Genomic DNA, 19,428 nt, shown 5'->3' with positions numbered 1-19,428 from the left:
CGTCTCGGCAGTCCGGCTGAGCGGCAGGCGCTCCGGCGACTTCACCTTCACGCTCAAGCGCTGAGCCCTGCTCGGGACCGGAGACATAGACAAAGCCGTCGGCCGTGCCTTCCCCGAGAGGAAGGCACGGCCGACGGCCCACAGACGGCCCAGGGAGCGGAAACCCGCTCTGACCTGCGGCGATCTTAGATGTCGAAGTAGAGCTCGAACTCGTGCGGGTGCGGGCGCAGCTGGATCGGGGCGATCTCCTTCGTGCGCTTGTAGTCGATCCACGTCTCGATCAGGTCGGACGTGAAGACCCCACCCGCCTGGAGGTACTCGTTGTCGTCCTCCAGGGCGTTCAGGACGGACGCGAGGTCGGTCGGGACCTGGGGAACACCCGCGTGCTCCTCGGGGGCGAGCTCGTAGAGGTCCTTGTCGATCGGCTCGGCCGGCTCGATCTTGTTCTTGATGCCGTCCAGGCCCGCGAGGAGGAGGGCCGAGAAGGCCAGGTACGGGTTGGAGGACGGGTCCGGGGCGCGGAACTCGACGCGCTTGGCCTTCGGGTTCGAGCCCGTGATCGGGATACGCATCGCGGCGGAGCGGTTGCGCTGCGAGTACACCAGGTTCACGGGGGCCTCGAAGCCCGGGACCAGGCGGTGGTACGAGTTCACCGTCGGGTTCGTGAAGGCCAGCAGCGACGGGGCGTGCTTGAGGATGCCGCCGATGTAGTAGCGGGCGGTGTCCGACAGGCCGGCGTAGCCCTGCTCGTCGTAGAAGAGCGGCTCGCCACCCGACCACAGCGACTGGTGGACGTGCATGCCGGAGCCGTTGTCACCGAAGATCGGCTTCGGCATGAAGGTCGCGGTCTTGCCGTTGCGCCAGGCCACGTTCTTCACGATGTACTTGAAGAGCATCAGGTCGTCGGCGGCGGCCAGCAGCGTGTTGAACTTGTAGTTGATCTCCGCCTGACCGGCGGTGCCCACCTCGTGGTGCTGGCGCTCGACCTGCAGGCCGGCCTTGTCCAGCTCCAGGGAGATCTCCGCGCGCAGGTCGGCGAAGTGGTCGACCGGCGGGGCCGGGAAGTAGCCGCCCTTGTAGCGGACCTTGTAGCCGCGGTTGTCCTCGAGAGCGCCGGTGTTCCAGGCGCCCGCCTCGGAGTCGATGTGGTAGAAGCCCTCGTTCGCCGTGGTGTTGAAGCGCACGGAGTCGAAGACGTAGAACTCGGCCTCCGGGCCGAAGAACGCCGTGTCCGCGATGCCGGTGGAGGCCAGGTACGCCTCGGCCTTCTTCGCGATGTTGCGCGGGTCACGGCTGTACTGCTCACCCGTGATCGGGTCGTGGATGAAGAAGTTGATGTTCAGCGTCTTGTCGCGGCGGAAGGGGTCCACCCGGGCGGTGGAGAGGTCCGCGCGCAGCGCCATGTCGGACTCGTGGATGGCCTGGAAACCGCGGATCGACGAGCCGTCGAAGGCCAGCTCCTCGGCCGGGTCGAAAGCCTGGGCCGGGATCGTGAAGTGCTGCATCACGCCGGGCAGGTCGCAGAAGCGGACGTCGACGAACTTGACGTCCTCGTCCGCGATGAACTTCTGGGCTTCGTCGGCGTTCTGGAACATCCAACTCCTCCTACTCCCACCCGGGGGAGGGCGGGGTTGCAGCTCGGTCGTGCGGCCAGTGCGGTGGCACACGCTGGTCCCGACCATAGGGACGTGGGATTTCTCAAGCGTGACTCATTTGTTTCGACCAAGTTAACCGGTGCGGGGGCCGAGCGCCGCGTGGGCGCGGAGTGGAACGGCTTCCCCACACCCGGTATCCGTTGATCAAAAACGGTCGCAGTACCGTGTACGGGTGGACAACAGGCAAGTAATCGGATCGTGGCTCTCGGGACCGCGTGCGGCGGCCGAGGATATGGGCGCCGACTTCGGCTACCGGGGGGAACGGCTCGGTCTGCCCGAGCACGGGCCCGGCTCCATCGCCCCCCTCGGACGGCGCTTCGGCGCCCTCTTCGTCGACTGGTCCCTCTGCATGCTGATCGCATACGGATTGATCACCCGAGGTGACTGGAACGCGGCGGGAAACTGGGCCCTCGGCGTCCTGTTCGTCCTCGCCGTGCTCACCGTCGGTACCGTGGGCTCCACGCCGGGCAAGCGGCTCCTGGGCCTCCGCGTCATCGCCGAGGACGGCCGGCGGCTCGGCTTCGGCCGCGTCGTCGTCCGTACCGCGCTGCTCTGCGTCGCCCTCCCCGCCCTCATCTGGGACCGTGACGGCCGCGGCCTCCACGACCGGCTCTCACGCGCCGTTCAGGTGCGGACCCAGTAGGCGCGGACCCGTCGGCGGAAGACGGCCGGCGGGAGAAAAAGGGAGAAGGCGTCCGGAAGCCCGGACGCCTTCTCCCTTTTCCCACGACTATCGGTTTCGATCAGCGGAGCCTTCCGCCTCGCGGCATTCGCATGCCCTTGGGCATCGGGCCCTTCGGCATCGGCATGTTGCTCATCAGGTCGCCCATGGCCCGCAGCCGGTCGTTCGCCGCCGCCACCTGCGCGGCGGTCAGCACCCGCGGCAGCTTCAGCATCGTCGTGCGGACCTTCTTCAGCGGCACCTGGCCCTCGCCGTCGCCGACCACGATGTCGTGCACCGGCACGTCCACCACGATCCGGGCCATCCGCTTCTTCTCGGCCGCGAGCAGGCTCTTCAGCCGGTTCGGGTTGCCCTCGGCCACCAGGACGATGCCCGGCCGGCCGACCGCGCGGTGGATCACGTCCTGGCTGCGGTTCATCGCCACGGCCGGGGTCGTCGTCCAGCCGCGTCCCACGTTCTGCAGGACGGCGGCCGCCGCACCCGGCTGGCCCTCCATCTGCCCGAAGGCCGCCCGCTCGGCGCGCCGCCCGAAGACGATCGCCATCGCGAGGAAGGCCAGCAGGAAGCCCAGGATGCCCAGGTAGACCGGGTGCCCGATCAGGAAGCCGACCGCGAGGAGGACGCCGAAGACGACGATTCCCACGCCCGCGAGGACAAGCCCGATCTTCGGGTCGGACCGTCGGGTCATCTTGTACGTCAGGGCGATCTGCTTCAGTCGCCCGGGGTTCGCAGCAGCGTCACCGCTGTCTGAATTTGCCTTCCTCGCCATGCTGTGAAGTTTACGTGGCCGATGACGCGCGGCTAGCCGCGGCCTCCAGTACATGCTCCGCCTCCACCCGGGCCCGGGCCCGGCGGCGGTCCTCCAGCACGGAAGTCCAGGCGTTACGGCGGGCCGTCCGCTGGCCGCCGCGGAGCAGCAGCGCCTCGACGGCGCGCAGGGCGTCGGTGACGGACGGGAGTGCGTGGGCGCGTACCTGCTGACTCGCGGCCTGCATGTCGGGTGGTCCCCCTCGGGCGGGTGAGCGGTTATGGGCGGCGTGGGGGTGGGAACGCCGGGCGGCCGGCGCCTGTCCGGGGTGCTTCCGTACCGCGGTCGGTGGGTGGTCCGTGTGCGGTGCGTGGAACAAGCGTCACTCACTGGTGTTACCAGCGCATGTCCGGCCGGTCAAACAACCACGAAGTTCTGACGCGGCCCGTACGCCGCCCGCCCCCGCCGCTCACCTGCGCGGAGGTATACGAAGGCGTACGGGCCGCCACTGGGCGCGTGCCCGACGTCACACCGCCCGCGCGGCCTCCGCCGAGGCGCCACGGGCCTCCATGGCCTGCTGGAACAGCCGGCCGGCGCGGTACGAGGAGCGGACCAGCGGGCCCGACATCACACCGGAGAAGCCGATCTCCTCGGCCTCCTCCTGCAGCTCCACGAACTCGTGCGGCTTCACCCAACGTTCCACCGGGTGGTGGCGCACGGACGGGCGCAGGTACTGGGTGATGGTGATCAGCTCGCAGCCGGCCTCGTGCAGGTCCTGCAGCGCCTCGCTGACCTCCTCGCGGGTCTCGCCCATCCCGAGGATCAGGTTCGACTTGGTCACCAGACCGGCCTCGCGCGCCTTGGTGATGACCTCCAGGGAGCGCTCGTAGCGGAACGCCGGGCGGATCCGCTTGAAGATCCGGGGCACCGTCTCGACGTTGTGCGCCAGCACCTCGGGGCGCGACGAGAAGACCTCGGCCAGCTGCTCGGGGACCGCGTTGAAGTCGGGGATGAGCAGCTCGACCTTGGTGTGGCCGCCCTCGCGCTCCGCCGTCATCGCGTGGATCTGCCGCACCGTCTCCGCGTAGAGCCAGGCGCCGCCGTCCTCAAGGTCGTCGCGGGCGACGCCGGTGATCGTGGCGTAGTTCAGGTCCATGGTGACGACAGACTCGCCGACACGGCGCGGCTCGTCGCGGTCGAGGGCCTGCGGCTTGCCGGTGTCGATCTGGCAGAAGTCACAGCGCCGCGTGCACTGGTCGCCGCCGATGAGGAAGGTCGCCTCGCGGTCCTCCCAGCACTCGAAGATGTTCGGACAGCCCGCCTCCTGGCAGACCGTGTGCAGCCCCTCGCTCTTCACGAGCTTCTGCAGCTGGTTGTACTCGGGGCCCATCTTCGCCCGGGTCTTGATCCACTCGGGCTTGCGCTCGATGGGGGTCTGGCTGTTCCGGACCTCCAGGCGCAGCATCTTGCGTCCGTCGGGTGCGACTGCGGACACGGCTGGCTCCTACGGCTTCGATTCTTCGGCGAACACCAGGGTACGCCCGTCAAAAGTGCGGCCTTACGTCTGGCCAACCTATGGCCAGAGGGACGCATTCCCCCCGTCCGAGGTCGGTCAGACGCTCGCCGCCCCCTCCGCCGCCCGCACCGGCTCGGGGGCCCTGTCGACCGCACGCGGCTTCAGCTCCGCGTTCTCCAGTACGTCCCGCAGGTGCCGCTCCGCGACGGGGACGACCTCCTCGAGCGGCACGTCACGGCCCAGCTCGTTCGCGAGGGACGTCACCCCGGCGTCCCGGATCCCGCACGGCACGATCCGGTCGAACCAGGTGTTGTCCGGGTTCACGTTCAGCGCGAAGCCGTGCATGGTGACGCCCTTGGCGACGCGGATGCCGATCGCCGCGAGCTTCCGGTCCTCGCGCCGCTGGCCCGCGTTGGACGGGGCGTACTCCGGGCCGCTCATCCGCGGGTCGAACTCGTCGTCGTGCAGCCGCGGGTCGAAGTCCAGCGCGAGGCCCGTCCGTCCCCCGCCGCCGACCGGGTCGGAGGCGGAGCGCGCCGCCCCTCCGAAGGCGGGCCGCTCCTCCAGCGGGTCGCCCAGCACCCACACGCCGCTGCGGCCCTCGATCCTGGTGGTCTCCAGGCCGAACTCCGCCGCCGTACGGATCAGTGCCTCTTCCAGGCGCCGCACATGTGCCACGACGTCCACCGGGCGCGGCAGCTTCAGGATCGGGTAGCCCACCAGCTGGCCGGGACCGTGCCAGGTGATCTTGCCGCCGCGGTCCACGTCCACCACCGGGGTGCCGTCCAGCGGGCGCTCGCTCTCCTCGGTGCGCCGGCCCGCCGTGTAGACGGGCGGGTGCTCCAGCAGCAGGCAGGTGTCCGGAACCTGGTCCGCGAAGCGGGCGGCATGGACCTCGCGCTGCCGCTCCCACGCCTCCTGGTACTCCACGGCGTCCTCGCCGAACCCCAGATGGACGAATCGCAGCTCACTCACGGCACCGTCTCCCTAGAAAAGCGCGTCTCACGCCCCTGCCACTGTACGGCGGTGGCCGTGGAGCCGACCGGGCAGGGCTCGTCGGCGGCCGGGCGGCCACGACCGCCGCCGCTGTCGCCGCGACCGTCAGCATCGGCCCCAATCCTCACACGATCGGATGAATGTGGAGCGAAGGTGCCGGTATAGCCGGTGACGGCGGTTAAGTTCGCGCCGTTCCAAGGGGGCTGCACCCCGGCCCGGAAGGCAGGAGACCGCACAGCTGATGACGGATCGACCCCCGCAGCGCAACCCCAACCGCCAGCTCGCCGCACTGATCGCGGAAGCCGGGTTCTCCAACGCAGGTCTTGCCAGACGGGTGGATCAGCTGGGCCTCGAACACGGATTGGACCTCCGCTACGACAAGACCTCCGTCACCCGGTGGCTGCGCGGGCAGCAGCCACGCGGCACCACACCCGCGCTGATCGCCGAGGTGTTCACCCGGCGCCTGGGGCGACGGTTGTCGGCGCAGGACCTCGGCCTCGACGCCTGCGCGCCCGTGTACGCGGGGCTGGAATTCGCCTCGACACCCGAGGAAGCGGTCGACATCGTCAGCGGGCTGTGGCGGAAGGACTCCGGCAGCCACGCCGAGCTGCGGAAGATCGCTTTCACCCCGGCCGGCCTGGTCGTACCCAGCCGCGACTGGCTGATCGGCCGCGCCGACGAGCGCGTCACGCGGGGCGAGCCCCCACAGCGCCCGCCGCACGGCGCGAACAGCGCGCCGACGGCGCCGGGCGGGCGCGTACCGGCGCAGATGCGCCCGCCCGCCCAGGGCGGGAGGACGGGAGGGGCGGGCGGGCTCGGCGGCGCCGGGGTACCTGGAGGGCGCGGTGGTGGGCCAGGTGGGCCCGGTGGTGCTGCCGGGGCGGCAGGGGTCGGCAAGGCGCCTGGCGCCGGCGGTTCACCGGGGGGCGGCGGCGCGCCCGGCGCGTCCGGCTCCGCCTCCGGGGCCGCCGTCTCCGCCGGCCCCTCCACGCTCGCCGTCCCGCGCCAGCGCGGCACCGAACGCGGCCCCGGCCAGAGGGTGACCGGTGGTGACATCGCCGCCCTGCGGTCGGTCGGTGAGCTGTTCCGCACCCTCGACCACGCCTACGGCGGGGGCCACGCCCGCCAGGCCCTTGTCCGGTACCTGGAGCACGAGGCCGAGCCCATGCTGCGCGGCAACTACGGCGAGGCGACCGGGCGTCGGTTGTTCGGCGCGGCCGCCGACCTGACCCGGCTGGCCGGCTGGACGTCGTACGACATCGCCGCGCACGGCCTGGCCCAGCGGTACTTCGTCCAGGCGCTGCGGCTCTCCCAGGCGGCCGGCGACCGCGCTTACGGCTCGTACGTCCTGGTCACCATGAGCCGCCAGGCCGTCTACCTCGGCCACGGGCGCGAGGCCGTGCAACTGGCGCGCGTCGCCCAGCAGGGCATCGGCTCGTCGGCGCCGCCCGTCGTCCAGGCGCTGCTGCACTCTGTCGAGGCGCGCGGGCATGCCGTACTGGGCGAGGTGCGGGCCTGCACCGCGTCCCTGGTGCGCGCCGAACGGACCCTGGACGCCGCCCGCACCGGCGAGGAGGTGCCGCACTGGGCGCGGTCCTTCGACGAGGCGCAGCTCGCGGACGAGTTCGCGCACTGCCACCGCGACCTCCAGCAGTACCGGGCCGCCGCGCAGCACGCGGAGCGGGCACTCCAGCTGTACGCGCCCGGGTACGCGCGCAGCCGCACCTTCTGCCGCGTCGTCCTGGCCGCCGCCCGGCTCGGCCTCGGTGAACTGGACCAGGCGTGCGGGCTGGGCGCGGAGGCCGCGCAGCAGGCGTCCGAGATGCGGTCGGCGCGGGCGGTGGAGTACGTACGGGACTTCGAGCGGCGGCTGGAGCCGTACCGGGATGCGGCGGCTGTGCGGACGTACCGGGACCGGGTGACGGCGATCGGGTGACGGCGATCGGGTAGCGCCGCGGGTGGCTGTGGCTGTGGCTGCGGCTGTGGCGGGGCGCCGCGCCCCCACCGCGGGGGTTGCGTGGGGGCCGCCGCCGTGCGCCACCACCACGCGGCGGGAACGTGGCGGGGCCGCCGTGCCCCCGGGCATCCCTGCCCCCCAGCTCGGGATGCCCGGGGGCGGCCCCCCGGGAGATGGTCTTGTCGGCCGCCGAACGGGTGGCCTTGCTCTCGTCCGCGCCGCGACTCGGCCGGCAGTCGGCGCTCCGGCGCAGGCGCGGGGGTCTCTGTCCCGCGGCCTCACCACCGACCGGTGGTCGCCGTCCGGCGGGATGGGCCGTGCAGGGTCGCCCCCGCAGGAGCCCGGCCCACCCGCCGGGCTTGGCGCGCGGCGACTCGGACAGGGCAGCGTCCCGTCGTGCCCACCAGGGGCCCCGCGTCGGTCATGGCGGAACACACGCCCGCAACGGGAAGGAATGGGACTGCCCCGGCCGAGGCGACGCCGCCTCGACGAGACGGGGCGGCCTCGCGGCTGGGCCGGGCGCCCCGCGCGTGGACGGGGTGCCACACCCGCCCTCTTGTGGGCAGGCGTCCGCACCGCGACGGGAGTGCCCCGCTTGACCGGAGCCGAGAGCCTGGGGCACCAACGCGTGGCCCGCAGTGGCCCTCAGCCAGTGGCCCGTAGCGGGACCGCCCGGTGCCGTGGTCGGCCGGAACCAAGGGCCACGGGCTCCCGGGGGCCCGGCCTCGGCCGGCGCCGTTCAGGCCGCTGCCTCCAGGCGGGTCGACGGGTGGGCGGGTGGGAGGCCCAGGTCGCGGAGGATGGCCTGGGCGGCGCGATGGCCGGAGTGGAGGGCGCCCTGGGGGGTGCTCATGTCGCGGTGGTCGCCGCACACGTACAGGCCGGCCAGGAGCCGTACGGAGCGGCGCAGGTCGTGCGGGGCGGGCATGGCGGGTACGGCCTCCGGGTCGTGCCGTACGGCCAGCAGCTCCCAGTCGCCGGTGCCCGTGCCGTACAGCGCCGCGAGGTGCCGCCGGACCCGGCGGTCCAGGTCGTCGGGTGGTGTGCCGAGCACCGTGGAGGTGATCAGCACCCGGCCGTGCGGCGCGCGTGAGGGGTCCACCTCGCTCATCACGGCCGTGTGCGAGACCGGCCCGGCGCGGTCGGCGTCCAGCACCAGGGCCGGGGCCGCCAGCGGGGTGGCCGCCGCGGTGTGGTGAAGGACGGTCACGGGGTGGAAGCCCGGTACCCGCAGGCCGGGCAGCAGCTCGGCGGCCGCCCGCGCGCCGGTCGCCACGACCAGCGACCGGCAGGTGAACTCGCCGTGCTCGGCGGTCAGCACCCGGCTGATCGACGCGTCCTTGACCCGTACCCCGGTCCGTACCGTGCCCGGCGGCAGCGCGGCCGCCATCCGCTCCGGCAGCGTCGCCGCCCCGCCGGCCGGGACGCACAGCCGTCCCCGGGCGAACCCGCGCAGTGCCAGGTCGGCGCACCGGCTGGATGTGGTGAGGTCCGGGTCGCTGAGCAGGGCGGTCAGCAGGGGGCGCAGGAAGGTGGTGATCGTCCTGGTCGGCAGGCCGCGGGCCGCCAGGGCCTCCAGGGCGGGGCGTTCCCGGCGGGCGAGGAGCCGCTCGGTCGGGGTGCCCGCCAGTCGGGCGAGGGAGGCGCCGAGGCGGGCCTGGTCAAGCGGGCGGGGTCCGCTCGCCAGTGCCCGGGCCCGGGTCAGCGCGGAACGGGCGCCGCCGCGCACCTCACCGGTCCGGTGCAGCCGGCCGCCGCTGTGCACCAGCACGCCCGGCTGGAACCGCCGCAGGGTGACGGGGTCGATGCCGGGGGCGCGGTGCAGCTCCGGGTGCGACGCGTTGAGCAGTTGCCCGATCCGGTCCAGCCGGAACCCGTCGACGTGGTCGGTGGCCATCCGCCCGCCGACCTGTGGAGCGGCCTCCAGGACGCGGACCGCCAGTCCGGCGCTGGTGAGGTGGTGGGCCGCGGTCAGTCCCGCGAGCCCGGCTCCGACGATGACGACGTCCGCGTGATCTGCGGTACTGAGCACGTGACCCTCCCCGGGTGACGGTTCGGTGCGTGGGTGGCTCATGCCCTGGACGGCCCCTCGGAATACCCGAGTTCGGGACCTGAGCGTCCCTTGCGGCACCAGAGCGTAGGGCGCCCCGGCGGTACGGGGCAGTCGCGCGCGGAGGGGGTCACCGAAGCACGGAGGTCGCACACGCGTGCTGTCCCCCGGCTTCACGTCGCGCGGGCCCACCACGCGCAGCGGCCGGAAGCGGGGCGCCCGCGCAGAGACGTCTCACGGACGCCGGGGCACCCGCACAGCGGCCACACCGCCCCCTCACGCAACGCCACGGTCCGGGTGGTTCCGCCCGACGGCCGCGGGGCGCACCGAGGCGGTGAGCGGAGGGGTACGCCGCCGGGGGAGCCGCGGCGACCGGAGCCGCGGCACGTGTCGGGAGCGGGCCGGGGGCCGGGGGCGGGGAACCATGGGGAGCACGGTCGGTGCGCGGTCGGCACGGGCGCTGTCCGGTGCCGCCACCCGGAGGCGAGCCGACACGTGGGAGCGGGGCGGAGCACACCCCGGGCGCGGGAGCGACAACCGCCCCGGGAGGCGTCGGCAGCCCCTCGGTCGAGGCCGCGGTGCGTATCGGGGCCCGAGGGGACGCCCGTGGATCACTCGTAGGCCCGGCCCGGCCCGGCGCATGGCCTCGGCGAGCGCCCGCCGGGGCGGGCCCGTGACCGGCGCCGAGGCGGACGCAAACCCTTGTCCTACGCGGTCCCTACGCCGTCCCTACGCCGCCGCGCGGATCGCCGAGTCCACCGTCGGGAACGCGAAACGGAAGCCGGACTCCTGGAGGCGGGTCGGCAGGACGCGCTGGCTGCCGAGTACGTCCTGGGCGAAGTCGCCCAGGACCAGACGCAGGGCCTGGGCCGGGACCGGGAAGAGGGTCGGGCGGCGCAGGACGCGGCCCATCGCGGCCGTCACCTCGCGGTTGGTCACCGGCTCCGGGGCCGTCAGGTTCACCGGGCCCGACAGGGACGGCGTGTCCACGAGGTGCCGCAGCGCCGCCACCTCGTCGTGCAGGGCGATGAAGCTCCAGTACTGGCGCCCGTGCCCCAAGCGCCCGCCGAGCCCCGCGCGGAACAGCGGGAACAGCCGTCCCCAGGCCCCGCCCTCGGCGGCCACCACCAGGCCCGTGCGGGCGTACGCCACACGGACGCCCGCCTCCTCGGCCGCCGCGGCCGCCTCCTCCCACTCCACGCACACCGACGGCAGGAACCCCTCGCCCGCCGACGCCGACTCGTCCACCGCGCGCGTGCCGGTGTCGCCGTAGTACCCGAGCGCCGTCCCGCACACCAGCACCTTCGGCGGGACGTCCAGCGACGCCACCGCCTCCGCGATCGCGGCCGTACCCAGCACCCGGCTGTCCCGGATCTCCCGCTTGTACGCCTCCGTCCAACGCCGGTCGCCCACCCCCGCGCCCGCCAGGTGCACCACGGCGTCGCAGCCCGCGAGGCCGGCCGCGTCCACGTACTGCCGCCGCGGGTCCCACTCCACCTCGTCCGCGCCCCGCGCCGCCCGTCGTACGAGCCGGACGACCTCATGGCCGTCCGCCCGCAGCGAGCGCACCAGAGCGGAGCCGATCAGTCCGCCCGCGCCGGTCACGGCGACACGCGAGCGGGGCGGCGGAGAAGAGGGCGACGAGTCCTTGCGCGAAACAGTCATGACCACATCCTGACCCCCGTGGCACAGTGACGGCCATGACCACCCCGCCTCCCATACGCCGCCCCGCGCAGCCCGGGGACGCGACCCCGACGCACCCCGGCGGCATACGACCCGCCTCCGAGCCCGGGGACGCGACCCCGACGCACCCCGGCGGCATACGACCCGCCTCCGGCCAGGCGGACGCGGCCGCCGCGCACCCCGGCGGCGCACGACCCGCCTCCCGCCCCCGCATACGCCCCGCCCATCCCGGCGACGCCGACGCGCTCACCGAGCTCGACCACACCACCTGGTCGACCCTCCACGCGGTCATGCCGCGCCCGCAGCCGCCGTTCGACCCGTTCTTCGACGCCGACCACCGCCCGGAGGACTACCTTGTCGCCGACCTCGGCGACGGCCGCCCCGTCGGCTACATCCGGCTCGGCTTCCCCTCCCGGCTCGCCTGTAACACCCACGTACGCCAGATCCAGGGCCTCGTCGTCGCCGAGACCGCCCGTGGCCGCGGCGTCGCGCGCGCCCTGCTGCGCGCCGCGTGCGACGAGGCGCGCCGCCAGGGCGCCATCCGGATCACCCTGCACGTCCTCGGGCACAACAAGCCCGCGCGCACCCTGTACGAGTCGGAGGGCTTCGCCGTCGAGGGCGTGCTGCCCGGCGAGTTCCGCCTGGACGGCCGGTACGTCGACGACGTCTTCATGGGGCGTCGCCTCAGCGGTGGCGGTACGCCGTTCTGACGGCGTGGCCCCCGGCGGCGCTCCTCACCCGCCGAACCGGTCCCACACCCGCGGCAGCCGTTCCGCCAGCGCCGTGTCGTCGGCCACGTCCAGCGGTGTGCCCGCCGGCTCCGGTGGCTGCGGGGCGATCCCCAGGTCCGGCGAGTCCAGGCCGGTGAGCTGCTCGTACGCCTCGTCGGTCGCGTACCCCAGGTCCTCCCCGTCCCCGTCCAGGGCCGGGTCGAAGTCCTCCAGCAGCTCCGCGAGCGTCTCCGCGTCGTGCACCGCGCCCTCGAACAGCTCCCGCCCCTGGCCGATCAGCCAGCACCGGAAGTAGTCGAACGCGTCGTCGTCCGCCCCGCCCAGCAGGACCGCCGCCGCGGCCCACAGGTCCCAGGTGTACGCGCGGTTGTAGCGCGCCTCGAAATGGCGGGCGAAGTCCAGTACGGAGTCGGGGTCCAGCTGCATCAGCCGCTCCACGAGCAGCTCGGCGTGGTCCTCGGGGTCGCCCTCGGCGGCCTCGCGCGTCGTGTCGACGATCTCCCAGAACTCCGTCTCGTCCATCACGGGACCAGCATCGGGCGTCCGGGGGAACGGCGCACGCGGAGCGGCCGGAACACGAGCCGGAAACGGAGCGGACGGATGCCGGACGGATACCGGACAGAAGATGTCGCCATTGCGTGGAACGGTCCTCGTATGACGACCACGCAGCACACGCACTCGGAAGCCCGACCGCTCTCCGGCACCGTCGCCCTCGTCGCCGGCGCCACCCGCGGCGGGGGCCGCGCCATCGCCGTCCAGCTCGGTGCCGCCGGCGCCACCGTCTACGTCACCGGGCGCACCACCCGCACCCACGTCAGCGAGGTCGGCCGGTCCACCGAGACCATCGAGGAGACCGCCGAGCTCGTCACCGCGGCGGGCGGCGAAGGCATCGCCGTCCCCACCGACCACCTCGTCCCCGAGCAGGTCCGTGCCCTCGTCGACCGGGTCGACCGCGACCACGGCCGCCTCGACGTCCTCGTCAACAGCCTCTGGGGCGGCGACCACCTGCTGAGATTCGGCGTGAAGATGTGGGAGACCGACCTGGAGCAGGGCCTGCGGATGCTCGATCTCGGCATCCGCAGCCACGCCATCACCAGCAGCATCGCGCTGCCACTGCTGATCCGCCGCCCCGGCGGCCTGGTCGTGGAGATGACGGACGGCACCGCCGAGTACAACCGGCGCTTCCGGGAGAACTTCTACTACGACCTCGCCAAGACGGCCCCCATCCGCATGGCCTTCGCCCTCTCCCACGACCTGAAGGACGCGGGCGCCACCGCAGTCGCGCTCACGCCCGGGTTCCTGCGCTCCGAGGAGATGCTCGACGCGTTCGGCGTACGCGAGGAGAACTGGCGCGACGCGTGCGCGCGCGAGCCGCACTTCGCGGTCGCCGAGTCGCCCGTCTACGTCGGCCGCGCGGTCGCCGCGCTCGCCGCCGACCCCGACAAGGCGCGGTGGAGCGGCCGGTCCCTCGACAGCGGGCAGCTCGCCAAGGAGTACGGCTTCACGGACGCCGACGGTTCGCAGCCGGACGCCTGGGGGTACTTCCGGGACGTCGTCCACGGCGGCAGGCAGGCGTCGGCGGAGGCGTACCGGTAACGGGCGGCTCCGTCCCCGGACCCCCGTGCCGCACCTGAACGGCCCTCGTCCTCAGGCGGGGGCCGGGGGCGGGGTCACCGCGTACAGCTCTCGCAGCCGCGCCGCCGCACCCACGAACCGCTCCCGCAGTGACGGCGGCTCCAGGACCTCCGCCTCCGGGCCCAGGGCCAGCAGCTGGGTGTACGCCACCTCCTCCGACTCCACCGGCAGGGTGACCGTCACCCGGCCGACCGGGTCCGGTGGGCCGGCCGCCTCCAGGGCCTCGCGGGCGGCCGTCCGGTCCGTCGTGTACGGGAGACGGCGTGCCCCCGCCTCCGAGAGGCGTACCACCACCTCCGTACGGAGGATGGAGCGCGCGAACTCCGCCGCCCGCTCCTCCCAGAACACCGGCAGGTCGAAGTCCTCGTCCCGTACGAACCGCTCCTCGCACAGCGCGACCGCCGCGAACCGGTCGACCCGGTACACCCGGAACGCCTCCCCGGCCCGTGCGCACAGGTACCAGACACCCGCCTTCAGCACGAGCCCGTACGGCGCCAGCTCCCGCTCCACCTCGCCGTCGGCCCGCCGGTACAGCGCCCGGACCAGGCGGTCGCCCCACACCGCCTCCGCGACCACCGGGAGCAGCTCCGGTGCCCCGGACTCCTGGTACCAGCCGGGCGCGTCCAGGTGGAACCGCCGCGCCGCCGACTCCGAGACGTTCCGCAGGGAGGGCAGCAGGGCCGCCGACACCTTCAGCCGGGCCGCCGACGCCGCGTCGTCGAGGCCCATCTCGCGCAGCGCGCCCGGCACACCCGACAGGAACAGCGCCTCCGCCTCGCTGCGGGCCAGCCCGGTGAGCCGCGTACGGTAGCCGCCCACCAGCCGGTAGCCACCGGTCCGGCCCCGGTCCGCGTACACCGGCACACCCGCCTCCGACAGCGCCAGCGCGTCCCGCGTGACCGTCCGCTCCGACACCTCCAGCTCCCGCGCCAGCTCGGCGGCGGTCATCGACGGCCGGGACTGGAGCAACAGCACCATCTTGATGAGGCGGGCGGCACGCATACGCCCATCATGCCGCTCCACATGCCTGTGCCCCCGGGCGCGGGGAGGCGGACCGGGGGCACAGGCAGAACAACGGGTTCACCCGCGGACGTACTTACAGGCCGTAGCGCTCCCGGGCGTCCTTCACCGCGGAGGCCGGGACCTCGCCTCGGCGGGCGAGCTGGGCCAGCGCGGCGACCACGATCGACGGGGCGTCCACGCCGAAGTGGCGGCGGGCGGCCTCGCGGGTGTCCGACAGGCCGAAGCCGTCGGCGCCGAGCGAGCTGTAGTCCTGCTCGACCCACTGCGCGATCTGGTCCGGGACCTGGCGCATGTAGTCGCTGACGGCCAGGACCGGGCCCTGCGCGTCGGCCAGTGCCTGGCGCACATACGGCACGCGCTCCTCGCCGCGCAGCAGCGCCGCGTCGGCCTCCAGCGCGTCGCGCCGCAGCTCCGTCCACGAGGTCGCGGACCACACGTCGGCGGTCACGCCCCACTCGTCGGCCAGCGTCTGCTGGGCCTGGAGCGCCCAGTGGATCGCCGTACCGGACGCCAGCAGCTGGACGCGCGGCGCGTCCTCGGCGCCCGAGCCCTCCTTGAAGCGGTAGAGGCCCTTGACGATGCCCTCGTCGACGCCCTCGGGCTTGGCCGGCTGGGGCATCGGCTCGTTGTAGACGGTCAGGTAGTAGAAGACGTTCGGGTCCTCGCCCGGGGCACCCTCGCCGTACATACGGCGCAGACCGTCCTTGACGATCGCCGCGACCTCGAACGCGAACGCCGGGTCGTACGTCAGGGCGGCCGGGTTCGTGGCGGCGATGACCGGGGAGTGGCCGTCGGCGTGCTGGAGGCCCTCACCGGTGAGGGTGGTCCGCCCGGCGGTGGCACCGACCAGGAAGCCGCGGCCGAGCTGGTCGCCGAGCTGCCACATCTGGTCGGCGGTCCGCTGCCAGCCGAACATCGAGTAGAAGATGTAGAACGGGATCATCGGCTCGCCGTGCGTCGAGTACGCGGTCGACGCGGCGATGAAGTCGGCCATGGAGCCGGCCTCGGTGATGCCCTCGTTGAGGATCTGGCCGTTCTCGGCCTCGCGGTAGTACATCAGCTGGTCACGGTCGACCGGCTCGTACGTCTGGCCCTTCGGCGAGTAGATGCCGAGCGACGGGAACAGCGACTCCATACCGAACGTGCGGGCCTCGTCCGGCACGATCGGCACCCAGCGCCTGCCGGTCTCCTTGTCGCGGACGAGGTCCTTGATCAGCCGGACGAACGCCATGGTCGTGGCGACCGACTGCGAGCCGGAGCCCTTGTCGAACGCCGTGAACGCCTTCTCCGCCGGCGCGGGCAGCGGCGCGACCGGGTGGACACGGCGGGCCGGCGCGGGCCCGCCGAGGGCGGCGCGGCGCTCCTGGAGGTAGCGGACCTCGGGGGAGTCGGCGCCCGGGTGGCCGTAGGGGACCTGGCCGCCGTCGAAGGCGCTGTCCGGGATGGGCAGCCCGAGCAGGTCGCGCATGCCCTTGAACTCCTCCACCGAGAGCTTCTTCATCTGGTGGTTGGCGTTCTTGGACTCGAAGCCCTTGCCGAGCGTGTAGCCCTTCACGGTCTGCGCGAGGACCACGGTGGGCGCGCCCTTGTGCGACACGGCCGCCTTGTACGCGGCGAAGACCTTGCGGGACTCGTGACCGCCGCGCGAGGAGTGGAAGCACTCGAGGATCTTGTCGTCGGAGAGCAGCCGGGCCATCTCGACGAGCGCGGGGTCCTTCCCGAAGAAGTCCTCGCGGATGTACGCCGCGTCCCGGGTCTGGTACGTCTGCACCTGCGCGTCCGGTACCTCGCGGAGGCGGCGCACCAGGGCACCGGTGGTGTCGAGCTGGAACAGCTCGTCCCACGCCGTGCCCCAGAGGCTCTTGACGACGTTCCAGCCGGCGCCGCGGAACTGGGCCTCCAGTTCCTGCACGATCTTGAAGTTGGCGCGGACCGGGCCGTCGAGGCGCTGGAGGTTGCAGTTGATGACGAAGGTCAGGTTGTCGAGACACTCGCGGGCGGCCAGCGCGAGTGCGGCGGTCGACTCGGGCTCGTCCATCTCGCCGTCGCCGAGGAAGGCCCAGACGTGCGAGTTCGACACGTCCTTGATGCCCCGGCTGGTCAGATACCGGTTGAACCGCGCCTGGTAGATGGCGGAGAGCGGCCCGAGACCCATCGACACGGTCGGGAACTCCCACAGCCAGGGGAGGCGGCGGGGGTGCGGGTAGGAGGGCAGGCCGTTGCCGCCGGACTCCTGCCGGAAGTTGTCGAGGTGCTGCTCGCTCAGCCGCCCGTCGAGGAAGGCCCGCGCGTAGATGCCCGGGGAGGCGTGGCCCTGGATGAAGAGCTGGTCGCCGGAGCCGTCGCCCTCCTTGCCGCGGAAGAAGTGGTTGAACCCGGTCTCGTAGAGCCAGGCGGCGGAGGCGAAGGTGGCGATGTGGCCGCCGACGCCGTACTTCGAGCCGCGGGTCACCATGGCGGCGGCGTTCCACCGGTTCCAGGCGGTGACGCGGGCCTCGAGCTCCTCGTCGCCGTCGAAGCCGTAGCCGGGCTCGGCGGCGGTGGGGATGGTGTTGAGGTAGTCGGTCTCCAGCAGCTTCGGCAGCGCGAGACCGGCGCCCTCGGCCCGCTCCAGGGTGCGACGCATCAGGTACGCGGCACGGTGCGGCCCCGCCGCGGCGGTCACGGCGTCCAGGGACGCCTGCCACTCGGCGGTCTCCTCGGGGTCGCGGTCCGGGAGCTGGTCGAGCTCGCTCGGCTGGATGCGGGTGGGGTCGGTCATAGTCGCCGCCTTCCGGAGTCGAAGGGGTGTGGAGCCCTTGGTCTTGGCAGGACAGGGCGAGGGACCTCTGTTGAAGTCCGCGGACGACTGTACGACTGTGATCGATGATCGATCAAAGGGTGACGGTAAAAATCTTATGCCGCAGAGCAAAATAGGCATCGGGTGCCACGAAATAGGGCACCCGGTGCCGTGTTTTCGCAGGTGAGGCCGACCTTATGAGCGCGGGGGCGACAGAATGAGCGCCCCGCGGCGACCGGCCGGCGCGGTCATGCGCGGGGGGCGCAGCCGAGGACGTGGGCCTTCACCAGCGCGCCGATCCCGGGGTCGCGGCGGCGGAACGCCTCCACCAGCTCCTGGTGCTCCTGGGCGTACTCCTTCTGCACCGTGCCGAGCCAGCGGATCGACAGGGCCGTGAAGACCTCGATTCCCAGGCCCTCCCAGGTGTGCAGCAGGACCGCGTTGTGGGCGGCGCGGACCAGCTCCCGGTGGAAGGCGACCGTGTGGCGCACCTGGGCCGTTCCGTCGCCGTGCGCGTCCGCCTCGTACAGGGCCGCCACATGCGGCTCCAGCGCCGAGCAGTCCTCGGCCAGGCGCTCCGCCGCCAGCTCCGCGGCGATCTGCTCCAGGCCCGCCCGCACCGGGTAGCTCTCCTCCAGGTCCGCCGCCGTCAGGTTCCGTACCCGTACGCCCTTGTTCGGCGCCGACTCGATCAGGCGCAGGCTCTCCAGCTCGCGCAGGGCCTCCCGGACCGGTGTCTGGCTGACCTGGAGCTCCGTCGCGATACGGCGCTCCACGATCCGCTCGCCCGGCTTCCAGCGGCCGCTGACGATCCCCTCCACGATGTGCTCGCGGATCTGTTCGCGCAGCGAGTGCACGACGGGGGGCGGGGTGGTCATGGAGAGCGCTCCTTCGTTGCCGTGGCGGTCGACGCCATCGGCGTCATTATTCCGCCCGGCCTCCCGAAGTACGACGACGGCGCCCCCGACCGGGCAACTGCCGGTCGGGGGCGCCGTGTTGGACGTACGGTCGGCCGATCGGACCTACAGGCCGAGGTCCACCTCGAACTCGCCGGCCTCCAGGATCGCCTTGACGGCCGCCAGGTAGCGGGCCGCGTCGGCGCCGTCCACCAGGCGGTGGTCGTAGGAGAGCGTCAGGTACGTCATGTCACGGATGCCGATGACGGTGCCTTCGGCGGTCTCGATGACGGCCGGGCGCTTGACCGTGGCGCCGATGCCCAGGATGGCGACCTGGTTCGGCGGAACGATGATCGTGTCGAACAGCGCACCGCGCGAGCCGGTGTTGCTGATCGTGAACGTCGCGCCCGCGAGCTCGTCCGGGGTGATCTTGTTGCCGCGGACCTTGGCCGCCAGGTCGGCGGTGGCCTTGGAGATGCCCGCGATGTTCAGGTCGCCCGCGCCCTTGATGACCGGCGTCATCAGACCCTTCTCGGAGTCCACGGCGATGCCGATGTTCTCCGAGTCGAAGTACGTGATGGTGCCCTCGTCCTCGTTGATCCGGGCGTTGATGACCGGGTGGGCCTTCAGCGCCTGGGCGGCCGCCTTGACGAAGAACGGCATCGGGGAGAGCTTGACGCCCTCGCGGGCGGCGAACGCGCCCTTCGCCCGGTCGCGCAGCTTCATCAGCTTGGTGATGTCGACCTCGACGACCGAGGACAGCTGGGCCTGGCTGTGCAGCGCCTTCATCATGTTGTCGCCGATGACCTTGCGCATGCGGGTCATCTTGACCGTCTGGCCGCGCAGCGGGGACGCCTCGAGTGCCGGGGCCTTGGCGGCGGGCGCCGCGGCGGCGGCCGGGGCCGGTGCGGCGGCGGCCTTCGCGGCCTCGGCGGCCGCGATGACGTCCTGCTTGCGGATACGGCCACCGACGCCCGTGCCCTTGACGGTCGCGAGGTCGACACCGTGCTCGGCGGCGAGCTTGCGGACCAGCGGGGTCACATACGCGCCCTCGTCCGTCGCCTGGGCGGCGGCGGG

Annotated in this window: 16 protein-coding genes; 4 read left to right on the top strand and 12 right to left on the bottom strand. The window is 72.9% G+C overall.

Features of this window, described 5'->3' with window-relative positions; translation table 11 throughout:
• Window positions 1-185 precede the first annotated feature (185 nt).
• Window positions 186-1,595 (bottom strand): type I glutamate--ammonia ligase, encoded by a 1,410-nt coding sequence (gene glnA, locus FVS66_RS06030; protein WP_149179954.1) that lies wholly within the window; start codon window positions 1,593-1,595, stop codon window positions 186-188.
• Window positions 1,596-1,827: 232 nt separating this feature from the next.
• On the opposite strand from glnA, the gene FVS66_RS06025 reads away from it, so the two are divergent.
• Complete coding sequence (locus tag FVS66_RS06025; protein WP_149179953.1) at window positions 1,828-2,298, top strand: RDD family protein; 471 nt, start codon at window positions 1,828-1,830, stop codon at window positions 2,296-2,298.
• Between the two features lie 100 nt (window positions 2,299-2,398).
• On the opposite strand, the gene FVS66_RS06020 is transcribed toward FVS66_RS06025, so the two are convergent.
• The 4 genes from FVS66_RS06020 to lipB all read right to left on the bottom strand — a co-directional run bounded on the left by FVS66_RS06020 (window position 2,399) and on the right by lipB (window position 5,576).
• Entirely contained in the window at window positions 2,399-3,106 is a 708-nt protein-coding gene (locus FVS66_RS06020; RefSeq protein WP_149179952.1) for a DUF4191 domain-containing protein, read from the bottom strand.
• A gap of 10 nt (window positions 3,107-3,116) precedes the next feature.
• On the bottom strand, window positions 3,117-3,332 hold the full coding sequence (locus FVS66_RS06015; RefSeq protein WP_149179951.1) for a hypothetical protein: 216 nt from the start codon (window positions 3,330-3,332) through the stop codon (window positions 3,117-3,119).
• A 279-nt stretch (window positions 3,333-3,611) separates the two neighbouring features.
• Window positions 3,612-4,580, bottom strand: a complete 969-nt coding sequence (lipA, locus tag FVS66_RS06010; protein ID WP_149179950.1) for a lipoyl synthase — start codon at window positions 4,578-4,580, stop codon at window positions 3,612-3,614.
• Window positions 4,581-4,697: 117 nt separating this feature from the next.
• Window positions 4,698-5,576 (bottom strand): lipoyl(octanoyl) transferase LipB, encoded by an 879-nt coding sequence (lipB, locus tag FVS66_RS06005; RefSeq protein ID WP_149179949.1) that lies wholly within the window; start codon window positions 5,574-5,576, stop codon window positions 4,698-4,700.
• A gap of 262 nt (window positions 5,577-5,838) precedes the next feature.
• Here lipB and FVS66_RS06000 point away from each other — a divergent pair, with 262 nt between their 5' ends.
• The gene (locus tag FVS66_RS06000; protein WP_149179948.1) at window positions 5,839-7,533 is read left to right on the top strand and encodes a regulator; all 1,695 of its coding nucleotides are present in this window, start codon (window positions 5,839-5,841) and stop codon (window positions 7,531-7,533) included.
• A gap of 760 nt (window positions 7,534-8,293) precedes the next feature.
• Here the strand turns inward: FVS66_RS06000 and FVS66_RS05995 are convergent.
• The gene (locus FVS66_RS05995) at window positions 8,294-9,586 is read right to left on the bottom strand and encodes an NAD(P)/FAD-dependent oxidoreductase (RefSeq protein WP_149179947.1); all 1,293 of its coding nucleotides are present in this window, start codon (window positions 9,584-9,586) and stop codon (window positions 8,294-8,296) included.
• A gap of 747 nt (window positions 9,587-10,333) precedes the next feature.
• Entirely contained in the window at window positions 10,334-11,269 is a 936-nt protein-coding gene (locus tag FVS66_RS05990) for a TIGR01777 family oxidoreductase (RefSeq protein ID WP_149179946.1), read from the bottom strand.
• Window positions 11,270-11,499: 230 nt separating this feature from the next.
• On the opposite strand from FVS66_RS05990, the gene FVS66_RS05985 reads away from it, so the two are divergent.
• Window positions 11,500-11,997 carry a GNAT family N-acetyltransferase gene (locus FVS66_RS05985; RefSeq protein ID WP_262386829.1) on the top strand — a complete coding sequence of 166 codons (498 nt, stop codon included), beginning with the start codon at window positions 11,500-11,502 and terminating at the stop codon, window positions 11,995-11,997.
• A gap of 24 nt (window positions 11,998-12,021) precedes the next feature.
• On the opposite strand, the gene FVS66_RS05980 is transcribed toward FVS66_RS05985, so the two are convergent.
• Entirely contained in the window at window positions 12,022-12,540 is a 519-nt protein-coding gene (locus tag FVS66_RS05980; RefSeq protein WP_187645407.1) for a DUF4240 domain-containing protein, read from the bottom strand.
• Window positions 12,541-12,672: 132 nt separating this feature from the next.
• Here FVS66_RS05980 and FVS66_RS05975 point away from each other — a divergent pair, with 132 nt between their 5' ends.
• Complete coding sequence (locus FVS66_RS05975; RefSeq protein WP_149179944.1) at window positions 12,673-13,614, top strand: SDR family oxidoreductase; 942 nt, start codon at window positions 12,673-12,675, stop codon at window positions 13,612-13,614.
• Between the two features lie 51 nt (window positions 13,615-13,665).
• On the opposite strand, the gene FVS66_RS05970 is transcribed toward FVS66_RS05975, so the two are convergent.
• The 4 genes from FVS66_RS05970 to sucB form a co-directional block, all read right to left on the bottom strand.
• Window positions 13,666-14,655 carry a YafY family protein gene (locus tag FVS66_RS05970; RefSeq protein WP_149179943.1) on the bottom strand — a complete coding sequence of 330 codons (990 nt, stop codon included), beginning with the start codon at window positions 14,653-14,655 and terminating at the stop codon, window positions 13,666-13,668.
• A gap of 94 nt (window positions 14,656-14,749) precedes the next feature.
• The gene (aceE, locus tag FVS66_RS05965) at window positions 14,750-17,437 is read right to left on the bottom strand and encodes a pyruvate dehydrogenase (acetyl-transferring), homodimeric type (protein ID WP_149179942.1); all 2,688 of its coding nucleotides are present in this window, start codon (window positions 17,435-17,437) and stop codon (window positions 14,750-14,752) included.
• A gap of 266 nt (window positions 17,438-17,703) precedes the next feature.
• A complete protein-coding gene (locus tag FVS66_RS05960; RefSeq protein ID WP_149179941.1) occupies window positions 17,704-18,333 on the bottom strand; it encodes a GntR family transcriptional regulator in 630 nt (209 codons plus the stop codon).
• A 144-nt stretch (window positions 18,334-18,477) separates the two neighbouring features.
• On the bottom strand, window positions 18,478-19,428 hold a 951-nt coding region (sucB, locus tag FVS66_RS05955; protein ID WP_149179940.1), incomplete at its 5' end, for a 2-oxoglutarate dehydrogenase, E2 component, dihydrolipoamide succinyltransferase.

The organism is Streptomyces sp. TRM49041 (assembly GCF_008271805.1).
Taxonomy (GTDB): Bacteria; Actinomycetota; Actinomycetes; order Streptomycetales; family Streptomycetaceae; genus Streptomyces.
The sequence above is the reverse complement of the archived record's forward strand: the minus strand, read 5'-3'. Positions and strand labels throughout refer to the sequence as shown.